Origin of the sequence: Vulcanococcus limneticus LL, from assembly GCF_002252705.1 — a bacterium.
GTDB classification, from domain to species: Bacteria; Cyanobacteriota; Cyanobacteriia; order PCC-6307; family Cyanobiaceae; genus Vulcanococcus; species Vulcanococcus limneticus.
In genome coordinates this window covers 1-10,576 of the sequence record NZ_NQLA01000071.1, presented here as the reverse complement: position 1 = coordinate 10,576, position 10,576 = coordinate 1, and the positions used below count along the sequence as shown (strand labels likewise).

Below are 10,576 nucleotides of genomic sequence, written 5' to 3'. Positions count from 1 at the left end.
GCTGTGTGCCTGGTGCGTTTCATGGTCGAGTCCCCGGCCCAGTCTGGCCGGATGAGGACTCTCATTCACCCTGGACCGGTTTCCGGGGTCCACGTCACCTCGTCGGAGGCGCTGGCCAGTTCCACCACAAGTGCGGGGCAGAGGGGGGCAAAGCCCCGGCGCTGCTCCGGGCTGAGGGCCCGCCAGCGATCCAGACGCACCAGGGAGGCATCGGGGCTCAGCACCGAGCCATCAGGCAGGCGAAAGCCCGTGGATCTGTCGAAGGCCTGCCAGCCACCGGAGGCGTTCGCAAAGAGCTGGAACCGGAAGGCAAGTTCACTGTTGCGGGCACCGGTTTCGCCGCCAGTGGGGGTCAGGACGATGAGTTGGCCATCGGCCGTGAGCTCCGGCACGGCATCGGGATTGGCCTGGCACACCCGCTCGAACTGGTCGGGGTTCAGCCGCAGCTCCCACGGCAGCTGCAGGGGCTGCAGGGCTGGCAAGGGGCTGGGGGGCGCCAGGGTCATGGACCTTCCGGCTGGAGGGTTTCAGGGTACCGAAAGTGCCCAACCCTGTTGCTAAGGCTGGAGACGCAGCGGCCAGGCCTACCAGCCGCGATGGATCTGAGTGGGCCCGCAGAAAGCCAATGAGGATTCGGTCAGCCACACATCGAAGGTGCGCATCAAACGGTGAGAAAACTGATGTCAAACGGGTCTCAGGCTGGATCGAGCATGCGCACCACCCTCAACCTCGATGACGAACTCCTCCGCCAGGCCCAGCAGCTCAGTGGCATCAGCGAGCGCACCCAGCTGATCCGCGAAGCCCTCAAAGCCCTAGTGCAACGCGAGAGTGCCCGCCGGCTGGCCGCCCTCGGCGGGCCTGAGCCCCTGCTTGGCGCCACCCCCCGCCGCCGCGAACCGGAGTGATCCTGGTGGAGCTAAGGGACAGGTGGCAACGCACCCCTGGGTGATCGGCGAACTGGCCTGCGGCAATCTCCGCAACCGCCGAACCGTTGTTGAGCACCTGAGAGCACTGCCCACCGTGACGATCGCCGCAGACCATGAGGTGTTGCTCACGATCGAAAACAAGAAGCTCATGGGCCGGGGGATTGGCTATGTCGATGCCCACCTGATCAGTTCCGCCTTGCTCAGCCAGGCCGTTCTCTGGACGAGGGATCGACGCTTGGCCGCCATCGCCGAAGAACTCGGCCGGTCCGCCTGATCACCTCCCAGCCGGAGCCCGCCCCTACTGATTCAGCTTCAGCACCGCCATGAACGCCTCCTGGGGCACCTCCACCTTGCCCATGGCCTTCATGCGCTTCTTGCCCTTGGCCTGTTTCTGCAGCAGCTTCTTCTTGCGGCTGATGTCGCCGCCATAGCACTTGGCCAGCACGTCCTTGCGCATGGCGCTGATGCTTTCGCTGGCGATCACGCGGCTGCCGATCGAGGCCTGGATCGGAATCTTGAACTGCTGTCTCGGGATCAACTCCTTGAGCTTCTCCACCAGACCCTTACCCACGCCATAGGCCTTATCGCGGTGGACGATCGTGGTGAGCGGATCGGCCTTCTCGGCGTTGATCAGCACATCCAGTCGCACCAGATCGTTCTTGCGGTAGCCGATCAGGCTGTATTCCATCGAGGCATAGCCCTTGGTGCGGCTCTTCATCTGATCGAAGAAGTCGGTCACCACCTCCGCCAAGGGCATCTCGTAGTGGAGCGTCACCCGGTCGGTGGTGATGTATTTCATATCGATGAATTCACCGCGCCGCTCCTGGCACAGCTCCATCAAGGTGCCGTTGTAGGTGTTGGGGGTGTAGATCTCGAGCTTCACGTAGGGCTCTTCGATCGATTCGCGCTTCTGCGGATCGGGCAGCGTGGCCGGGTTGTCCACCATCATGGTGGAGCCATCCAGCAGGTTCACCTGATAGATCACCGACGGCGCGGTCACGATCAGGTCGAGGTCGTACTCGCGCTCCAGCCGCTCCTGCACGATCTCCATGTGCAGCAGGCCCAGGAAGCCGCAGCGGAAGCCGAAGCCCATGGCGCTGCTGGTTTCCGGCTCATACTTCAGCGCCGCATCGGAGAGCTGCAGCTTGTCAAGTGCCTCACGCAGATCCGGGTATTGATCCGCATCGGTGGGGAACAGGCCGCAGAACACCATCGGCTTGGCCTCGGTGTAACCGGGCAGCGGCTCGTCGGCCGGGTTGGCCAGCAGCGTGATCGTGTCGCCCACACGGGCATCGGCCACGGCCTTGATCGAAGCCGCCAGGTAGCCCACCTCACCGGCGTGCAGGCTGTCCACCTGGCGCTGATCCGGCGCCATCACGCCCACCTCATCCAGCTCGTAGGTCTTCTGGCTGGCCATCAGCAGGACCTTGTCCTTCCGGCTGATCGAGCCCGAGATCACCCGGAAATACACGATCACGCCCCGGTAGGGGTCGTAATAGGAATCGAAGATCAGGGCCTTGAGCGGTTCGGCCACCTTGTCGGGCGGGGGCGGCACCCGATCCACCACGGCCTGCAGGATCTCCGGCACGCCCAGGCCCGTCTTGGCGGAACAGGCGATGGCATTGGAGGTGTCCAGGCCGATGATCGCCTCGATCTCCTCACTGATGCGCTCGGGATCGGCCCCCGGTAGGTCGATCTTGTTGAGCACCGGGATGATCTCGAGGTTGTTCTCGATCGCCAGGTACACATTGGCCAGGGTCTGGGCCTCCACCCCCTGGCTGGCATCCACCACCAGCAGCGCCCCCTCGCAGGCCTGCAGCGAACGACTCACCTCATAGGAGAAATCAACGTGCCCCGGGGTGTCGATCAGGTTGAGGATGTAGGTCTCCCCGTCGGCCGCCTTGTATTCCATGCGGGCCGCCTGGAGCTTGATCGTGATGCCCCGCTCCCGCTCCAGCTCCATGTTGTCGAGGAACTGCTCCTGCATGTCGCGGGCAGCCACGGTTCCCGTGTCCTGCAGCAACCGATCAGCCAGGGTCGACTTGCCGTGGTCGATGTGGGCAATGATGCAGAAATTGCGGATCCGGGAAACGGGAACGTCGGTCATGGGGCAGGCGATGGGCAGGCGTGCAGCCGCCCCCGCAGGCTGGGGCCGGGGCCTGGCAGTGAGCCGATCCTAGGCAGGCGCGCGCGCGCCCTGGCTTGGCCTAGCCTGATAGGATAAGTAGTAAAATGTCGTGTGCGCAAGCGTCAAGCTGCGGGGAGTGATCTTCGGCGAATGCAACGCGAGGGTGGGTCTGTAGCTACTTTGTGATGCGACCCTGGTGTGGCCCGCCAGAAGGACCAGATCCCTGAGGGATTGGCTCCATCGCTTGAGCACTCCTGGATGGAGAGCGGCCTGCGCAAGATCCGCTCCAGCTCGGCCCGACTGAACGCGAGCGTGACACTCCATGACGGCAGCTCCATGCTGGCTTACTGACGGGGGCGGCCCGCAAGATTTTCCATCGAAGCCGGATGTTCATTAACTCCTACAAAACCGGCAGCCCGTAGAAACATCTGATCCGGATCCAGCCCCTGGAACTCCGCGCTGTGGCCTGGTGGGCGTCGGCCACCGACCCCGCATCCCCTAGCCGCCCTAGGCCCGCATGGAGCCGCAGCAGAGCATCGGGCAGCTCTGATGCCTGGTTCCGGGCGTGCTGCACCTGATCCAGCGCTAGCGGCCAGGAAAGGACTCTTAGCAAGATCTTGCCGATCTGGTAGACCGCTGGTGGATGGCCGCCAAGCCGGATCCGCCCGCCAGCTTCATCGCGCATACCACCTTTTTGCTCAGCCATCTGATCACTGTCCCTCACCGCCGCACACTCCCCTCCAATGCCGCCGCGGGTTGCCAGTAGTCGCCGCGTCACCGAACGCGGCGATGGCATTGAGCTTCCGTTCGGAGCTGCTCAGGGCTTGGCGCGACAGCAGAGCAAGCTGACGCGGCGCCTCCAAGCGTGTCCGCTGACAAGCGGCGCGAACTCGCCTGTTGGGTGATTGAGAGTGGCGGCATCGAGATCAAGGCGGCTAACCCACCCAACCTTGAGCAGCAGGAGGTTCAGGTCCAGACCATGGATGTGCAGGCCCTGGCCTGGGCTACTGGCCACGGCAAGCGCGTGCCCTACTGCCGGACGCGGCGCTGGATAGCGCTGGAGGCGATGCGGCTGCTGCACTTCGGCGTGGTGCCAGGCCTGCGTTGCCTCAGCTGGCAGGCCAGCAGGCGCCGACGATATCGGCGCGAGCTGACGGGACTAGTGAATCGTTGGCGCGCAGCAGGTCAAGCGGAACCACCGGCGAACCTCAACGGGCTGAATGGCCACCGGAACCAGTGACAATGAGGCCGCCCACATCAGCCAGCGACAGCGCCAGCACGGGCAAGACGGGTAGCGGCAGGTTCGGCCCCGGCACCGCCTAGAATCGGATGAACTTACACAGTCGCAGCAGCGTCCCATGAGCAGCGAAACCACCACCTCCGATTCCCAGGCTCTGACGATCGAGAACGTTGAGAGAACCCTCGACGAACTTCGCCCCTACCTGATGGCCGACGGCGGCAATGTTGAGGTTGTCGAGATTGACGGGCCGATCGTGAAGGTTCGCCTGCAGGGCGCCTGCGGCTCCTGCCCCAGCAGCACGATGACTCTGAAGATGGGAATCGAGCGCAAATTGCGTGAGGCCATTCCCGAAGTGTCCGAGGTAGTGCAGGTGCTCTGAGCGAGCTTGCATGTCATCGCCATTACCTGGCACACGCTGCCAGTATTTAGCCCTGCGAGCTCCACATTCCGTGCAGGATTTGCTTCGGCCGATCCAAGTGGATCACGGCCAGCAAACGATTTTTGCACGACAGCTGGAGTACCAGAATGGGCTTTACAACGGGCGGCGAAAGAATACCCATAAGGTTGTATAAGCTGTCGCGGCAGCCAACGCAGATCGCGAAGCGGAGCACAACTCGCCTGACGAGGTGCAAACGAGCAGATGGCGCTTGTTGCGCAGATCTCTTCTCATCCCCGCCTCCCACCCGCCCTCGTAAACTCGCCGGATCCGCCCCACCCTCGTGCTCGACCAGCGCCTGCTGCGCGACGACCCTGAGCTGATCACCTCACAGCTGGGCCGCCGGGGCCTCACACTCGACCTGGCGCCGCTGCAGGCCCTAGCGATCCAGGAACGGGATCTCGAGAGCCAGCGCAGCGCGCTGCAGGCCGAGGGCAACCGCATCGGCAAGCAGGTGGGCCAGCTAATCAAGGGCGGCGCCAGCCCCGGCGGTCCGGAGGTCCAGGCCCTGCGGGATCAGGGCAACGCCATCAAGCACCAAGTGGCGGCGCTGGAGGAGCAGGAGAAAGCCCTCGAAACCCAGCTGCGTGAGCAGCTGCAATCGCTGCCGAACCTGCCGGCGGCCGAGGCCCCCGACGGCCGCGATGAACGCGAGAACGTGGAGGTGAAGCGCTGGGGCGAGCCCCGCCAGGCCAGCGCCGGCGAAAGCCTCGAGGAGCACTGGCAGATCGGAGAGCGGCTCAGCCTGTGGGATAGCGAACGCTCCGTGCGCATCGCCCAGAGCCGCTTCATCACCCTGCAGGGTCAGGGCGCCCGCCTGGAGCGGGCCCTGATCAGCTTCATGCTCGATCTGCACACCGCCAAGGGCTACCGCGAGGTGATGCCGCCAATCCTGGTGAACTCCGCCAGCCTCACCGGCTCAGGCCAGCTGCCCAAGTTCGCCGAGGAGAGCTTCCGCTGCGCCGACGACGACCTCTGGCTCACCCCCACCGCCGAGGTGCCCGTCACCTCCCTCCACCGCGACGAGGTGATCCCGGCCGAGCAGCTCCCCCTGCGCTACGTGGCCTACACCCCCTGCTTCCGCCGTGAGGCCGGCAGCTATGGCCGCGATACCCGCGGCCTGATCCGCCTGCATCAGTTCAACAAGGTGGAGCTCTACTGGTTCTGCCACCCGGAGCACTCCGCCGAAGCCCACGAACAGATCACCAGCGACGCCGAGGCCGTGCTGGAGGCCCTGGAGCTGCCCTACCGGCGCATAGAGCTCTGCACAGGCGATCTGGGCTTCTCCGCCGCCCGCACCTACGACCTGGAGGTCTGGCTGGCGGGGGCCGGCACCTACCGCGAGATCTCCAGCTGCTCGGTGTGCGGCGACTTCCAGGCCCGCCGCTCCGCCATCCGCTGCAAGGACGGCAAGACCACCCAGCTGCTGCACACCCTCAACGGCAGCGGTCTGGCGGTGGGCCGCACCATGGCCGCCCTGCTGGAGAACGGGCAGCAGCCCGATGGCTCGGTGCGGCTGCCGGCGGCCCTGGTTCCCTACGTGGGCACGGATCGGATCAGCGGGGATTGAGCCTGGGAGGAGCGCTGCACCGCCGGTGCCAAGCATCGCTAATGCGCCGGCCATCAACTGTGATGCAGCCCCAGCACCGCATCAACCCCCTGACGCCAGGAGGCCAGCCGCGCTGGATCCGCCCCCAGGTCTTCGCCCCAGGCCGGGATCAGCTGCCGCAGGCGCTGCTGCCAGGCGGGGCTGGCCAGGCGCTGCGGCCAGCAGCGCTGCAACAGCTGCAGCATCGTGTCCACCGCGGTGGAGGCGCCGGGTGAGGCGCCCAGCAGCGCCGCCAGCGAGCCATCGGCGCTGCTCACAAGCTCGGTACCCATCTGCAGGCAGCCACGGCCGTTCACCTGCTTGATGATCTGCACCCGCTGGCCGGCCACCGCCAGCCGCCAGTCGGCCCCATTGGCCAGGGGCAGGAACTGGCGCAGGCTGGCCAGCCGCTGCTGGCGGCTCTGCACCACCTGGCCCACCAGATAGCGCACCAGATCAAGATTCTCCGCCCCCACCTGCAGCGTGGGCAGCAGGTTGAACGGCCGCAGCGAACGCGGCAGATCCAGCAGCGAACCCTGGCGCAGGAAGCGGGTGCTGAAGCCCGCGTAGGGGCCGAACAGCAGCGCCCGCCGCCCCTCGATCCAGCGCGTATCCAGGTGCGGCACCGACATCGGCGGCGCCCCCACCGCCGCCTTCCCGTACACCTTGGCGTCGTGGGCGGCGATCACCGCCGGATTGCGGCACACCAGCCACTGGCCACTCACCGGGAAGGCGCCGTAGGCCCGCGCCTCCGGGATGCCCGAGGCCTGCAGCAGCGGCAGGCTGCCGCCGCCCGCCCCCAGAAACACGAACGGCGCCTCGAAGTCGCCGCCGGAGCTGTGCACCCGCCAGCCCCCGGCGGTGCGCGTCAGGCCGCTCACCTCGCAGCCACGGCGCACAGCGGTCCCCGCCAGCAGCTGCTGCGTGAGCGCGCCGAAATTCACATCGGTGCCGCGGGCCACCCGCGTGGCCGCCAGCGGCTGATCCAGCGCACGCCCCTCCATCACCAGCGGCATCCACTGCCGCAACTGCTGCGGATCCGTGCTCCAGGCCATGTCGGCGAACTGGGGCGTCGCGCTGAGGGCCTGCTGGCGGCGGCGCAGGAAGGCCACATCCGCCTCACCCCACACGACGCTCAGATGCGGCACCGGCCGGATGAAGGCCGCCGCATCCGCCAGGGCACCCGCCTGCAGCAGGGCGCTCCAGTACTGCAGGCTCAGCTCGAACGCGCCGTTGATCGCCAGGGCCTTGCCGATCGGCAGCGAGCCATCCGCCGCCTCCGGCGTGTAGTTGAGTTCGCAGTTGGCCGCATGGCCCGTGCCGGCGTTGTTCATCGCCGCGCTGCTCTCGGCCGCCAGCCCCGGCAGCCGCTCCAGCACCACCACCTCCAGCCCCGGCTCCAGCTGCTTCAGCAGGCTGGCCAGGGTGGCGCCCATGATCCCGGCGCCCACCAGCAGGGCATCACAGCGGTGCGTCATGGCTGGCGGCGGGGCCTGCCAACGCTATGGCGCGGCCGACCGCAACGCCTCCAGCAACGGCCGATCATCAACACGGGGTACGGGTGCGCCGGGTTTCAGCAGACCCAGCGTCTGCTGCACCCGCTGCACCGCCCTGAGGTTGCGCTCCAGCACCCCTCCAACCTGCAGCAGCGGCACCTGCTCCCGCAGGCTCGGATAGAGCAGCCCGCTCTGGGCCTCCCGGAAGCGCTGCACGCTCAGCTTCTCCCGGTCCGCCATCAGCCGGTCGGCCATGTCCGGCTCACGGGCGGCCAGGTCGTGGGCCGCCTGCCAGGTGCGCAGCAGCAGCACAAGCTCCTTGCGGTGGTGGGTGGCGATGTGGGGATCCACCGCCAGCACATCGAAGATCTCGCCGGGGATGCGGCTGCTGTCGAACAGCCGGCGCGCCAGGCCCACCCGCAGGCTGTAATCGCTGAAGGGTGGGAAGAAGGCCGCCGCCTCCACCTCACGCCGCTGCAGAGCTCCGGCCATCCGGCCGAGCGGCATCGGCACCACCGTCACATCCGCCAGGCTCAGTCCCTCACGTTCGAGTGCCCGGCTGAGCACATAGGGGCCATGGGTTGAGGGCGTCACCGCCACCCTGGCGCCGCTGAGCTGCTCGATCGTCTGGTATTCGGGCCGGGCCGCCACCATGTCGGCCCCCCTCGATTCATCCAGCACGAGCACCACCACCGGGCAGCGGTGCGGCAGCCGTGCGCAGAGGTCGACCACCTCCACCGTGGTGAGCTGCGCCACCTGCAGATCACCGCGCAGGTAGGCGTACACGATCGCCTGGGGATCAGCGAATTGCCTGGTCTGCATTTTCAGACCGATCGCTTCCGCCAGGCGCTTCTTCTCAGCCAGATAGAAGTATTCGTAGCCTGGCCAGGGGGCCAGCGGCATTTCGATCGTGCGCCCGAGCCATGGCAACAGGGCACAACCGCCCGCCAGCAGCGACAGCATCCCAACCAGGGCCGTGACGCCAGCGCGCCGGCGACTGGCGGCGGATCCTGCCAGGAAAAGGCGACGACGGAGAGGCAACGCGACGGACTGGCTGCAGCCATTAAGACCCCGGCGCTACACCATCGCAACCATTGCGGCCGCCCGCACCTCCGCCTGGAGCACCCCCGCGGACACCTTCAACGATCACACCTAGGAGTTTGTTGCCAATAGAGCTCCAGACCAATCCTTGCAGCGCAACCCGGCGGCGCAGATGATTGCGGCGGCCATGGCCGTGTGCGTCCTGAGCCTCATGAATGTGGAGGAGCGGATGCAGCCCTGGCCGGTGCCGATAGGGCTGTTTGCCCTCATCCCGTCGGTGCCGCCAGCGCCTGCTGCGTTCGTCGGTAGCGGAATAACTTCAGCAGGTTGTGTGTGGCAGCGATCAGGTGCCATTCACCGTCGACCTTCTCCAGGCCCCGCAAAAGGAAGCGCCGCAGGCCCCGGCCTTCCTTGATCTGGCCGTTCACTGGCTCCACGATCGCCTTGCGCTGGGCGTAGATCGCTGATCCCTTCTTGCTTCTGAGCTTGCGGGCCATGCGGGTCTTGGCATCGGCATCTCTGGGCAGCGGTCCTCGCTGCGGTGGCGGTGGCTGCCCGTGCGGCAGACGTCCGGTGGCGATGTAGGCGTCAATGCCGAGGTTCTCGCAGCGGCCTGCGTTGTCCTCACTCCAGTAGCCCGCATCCAGCGTCATCACCTCGGGCAAGGCACCGGCACTTGTGGCAATGCGCTGCAGCATGGGTTCCAGGTGCTCCACATCCGGCGGCTGATTGCTCACCCCCACGGCCACGATCACCTGATGCCCGCTGTCGACGGCCAGCTGGCAGTTGTAGCCCTGCAGGTACGACCCGCCTGACTGCATCAGATGGCTGTCGGCATCCGTGAAGTTCCGCTGGGTCTTCTTGGTGGGAGTGCCATCCGTCCTCCTGGCCAGCCCCCGCCTGGGCATCGCGTCGAAGGCCCGCGGTTCCAGATCCGGCGGTTCCAGGCCAGCATTTTCCGCGGCCTCGATGGCTTTCTCCCGTGCGGCATTGGCCTTGGCTGCTGCCGCCTCGGCTTTCTGGCTCAGCTCACTTTGCTCTGCTGCCACTGCATCCGACTCGCGGGCGGCACTCGCTTTCGCCCTGGCCTCCTCAGCGTCCTGTTGCCGCTGACGCGCTGCAGCAGCTGCGGTCTCCGCTTCCATCTCCTTGCGCGCCTGACGAATCCTGGCCAGGCGGTCCTGCCGTCTCCTCAGCTCATCTGGTAACTCGCTGCCCAGCTTCCCCTTGCCGTAGCGCTTGTCTTCCTGGGCATCCAGGATTTCGGCCCTGCGCATCAGGGCATTGATCTCCTTCTCCAGCTCCTTCTCCGCCCTGAGCATCCGCTCGTGGCTCATGGCCTTGCGCTTGGAGGCATTGGCCTGAACCTTGGTGCCATCAAGGGCGACATGGCCAAGGCTCACCATCCCGGCCTTCTGACACAGCCGCAGGATCTGAACGAACAGCTCCTTGAGGGCATCGAGGTTGCGGCGCCGGAACTCGCTGATCCGACTGTGGTCCGGCTGCTGGTTCCCCGTGAGCACTCGGAAGGCCAGATCCTCGTAGGGCCTCCTGAGAAAGTCGGAGCCGCTGCCGCCAATACAGATTCTGGCAGTCAGGTGCCTTGCTGAGTGATTATCAAGCCGCAGCTGTCTCAACGCTTGATGGCAGTTTGTTGCGCCTCAGAGCTACAAGCTGGCTGCTCAGGATCTGCAGCCAGAAGGCAAACAAGGCAAAAAGAA

The 10,576-nt window shown here is 66.2% G+C and carries 10 protein-coding genes; 5 read left to right on the top strand and 5 right to left on the bottom strand.

The annotated features are described in order from the left end of the window. Nucleotides 1–65 precede the first annotated feature (65 nt). On the bottom strand, nucleotides 66–506 hold the full coding sequence (locus tag CJZ98_RS16315; protein ID WP_094592179.1) for a Uma2 family endonuclease: 441 nt from the start codon (nucleotides 504–506) through the stop codon (nucleotides 66–68). A gap of 204 nt (nucleotides 507–710) precedes the next feature. On the opposite strand from CJZ98_RS16315, the gene CJZ98_RS16310 reads away from it, so the two are divergent. Together CJZ98_RS16310 and CJZ98_RS16305 are read left to right on the top strand one after the other, a co-directional pair. Next, entirely contained in the window at nucleotides 711–905 is a 195-nt protein-coding gene (locus CJZ98_RS16310) for a type II toxin-antitoxin system VapB family antitoxin (RefSeq protein WP_094592178.1), read from the top strand. Between the two features lie 40 nt (nucleotides 906–945). After that, complete coding sequence (locus CJZ98_RS16305; protein ID WP_198537901.1) at nucleotides 946–1,200, top strand: hypothetical protein; 255 nt, start codon at nucleotides 946–948, stop codon at nucleotides 1,198–1,200. A gap of 24 nt (nucleotides 1,201–1,224) precedes the next feature. Here CJZ98_RS16305 and lepA read toward each other — a convergent pair whose 3' ends face one another. Then, nucleotides 1,225–3,033 (bottom strand): translation elongation factor 4, encoded by a 1,809-nt coding sequence (lepA, locus tag CJZ98_RS16300; protein WP_094592176.1) that lies wholly within the window; start codon nucleotides 3,031–3,033, stop codon nucleotides 1,225–1,227. 886 nt (nucleotides 3,034–3,919) lie between these two features. Between lepA and CJZ98_RS16290 the strand changes: the two genes are divergently transcribed. From CJZ98_RS16290 to serS, 3 genes are all read left to right on the top strand, one after another. Further along, nucleotides 3,920–4,294, top strand: coding sequence for a hypothetical protein (locus CJZ98_RS16290; RefSeq protein ID WP_094592174.1), 375 nt, complete (start codon nucleotides 3,920–3,922; stop codon nucleotides 4,292–4,294). A 118-nt stretch (nucleotides 4,295–4,412) separates the two neighbouring features. Beyond that, nucleotides 4,413–4,673 carry a NifU family protein gene (locus CJZ98_RS16285; RefSeq protein ID WP_094592173.1) on the top strand — a complete coding sequence of 87 codons (261 nt, stop codon included), beginning with the start codon at nucleotides 4,413–4,415 and terminating at the stop codon, nucleotides 4,671–4,673. Nucleotides 4,674–5,013: 340 nt separating this feature from the next. After that, complete coding sequence (gene serS, locus CJZ98_RS16275) at nucleotides 5,014–6,300, top strand: serine--tRNA ligase (protein ID WP_094592171.1); 1,287 nt, start codon at nucleotides 5,014–5,016, stop codon at nucleotides 6,298–6,300. A gap of 53 nt (nucleotides 6,301–6,353) precedes the next feature. Here the strand turns inward: serS and mqo are convergent, their stop codons facing one another. From mqo to CJZ98_RS16260, 3 genes are all read right to left on the bottom strand, one after another. Beyond that, nucleotides 6,354–7,796, bottom strand: a complete 1,443-nt coding sequence (gene mqo, locus CJZ98_RS16270) for a malate dehydrogenase (quinone) (RefSeq protein ID WP_094592170.1) — start codon at nucleotides 7,794–7,796, stop codon at nucleotides 6,354–6,356. Between the two features lie 24 nt (nucleotides 7,797–7,820). After that, nucleotides 7,821–8,855 (bottom strand): ABC transporter substrate-binding protein, encoded by a 1,035-nt coding sequence (locus CJZ98_RS16265; protein WP_232756561.1) that lies wholly within the window; start codon nucleotides 8,853–8,855, stop codon nucleotides 7,821–7,823. A 266-nt stretch (nucleotides 8,856–9,121) separates the two neighbouring features. Beyond that, complete coding sequence (locus tag CJZ98_RS16260; RefSeq protein ID WP_332835054.1) at nucleotides 9,122–10,492, bottom strand: transposase; 1,371 nt, start codon at nucleotides 10,490–10,492, stop codon at nucleotides 9,122–9,124. Nucleotides 10,493–10,576 lie beyond the last annotated feature (84 nt).

Excerpts from the sequence above, each read along its gene's own strand:
- CJZ98_RS16315 (WP_094592179.1), bottom strand. The coding sequence starts at position 506 with ATGACCCTGGCGCCCCCCAGCCCCTTGCCAGCCCTGCAGCCCCTGCAG.
- CJZ98_RS16310 (WP_094592178.1), top strand. The coding sequence starts at position 711 with ATGCGCACCACCCTCAACCTCGATGACGAACTCCTCCGCCAGGCCCAG.
- lepA (WP_094592176.1), bottom strand. The coding sequence starts at position 3,033 with ATGACCGACGTTCCCGTTTCCCGGATCCGCAATTTCTGCATCATTGCC.
- CJZ98_RS16285 (WP_094592173.1), top strand. The coding sequence starts at position 4,413 with ATGAGCAGCGAAACCACCACCTCCGATTCCCAGGCTCTGACGATCGAG.
- mqo (WP_094592170.1), bottom strand. The coding sequence starts at position 7,796 with ATGACGCACCGCTGTGATGCCCTGCTGGTGGGCGCCGGGATCATGGGC.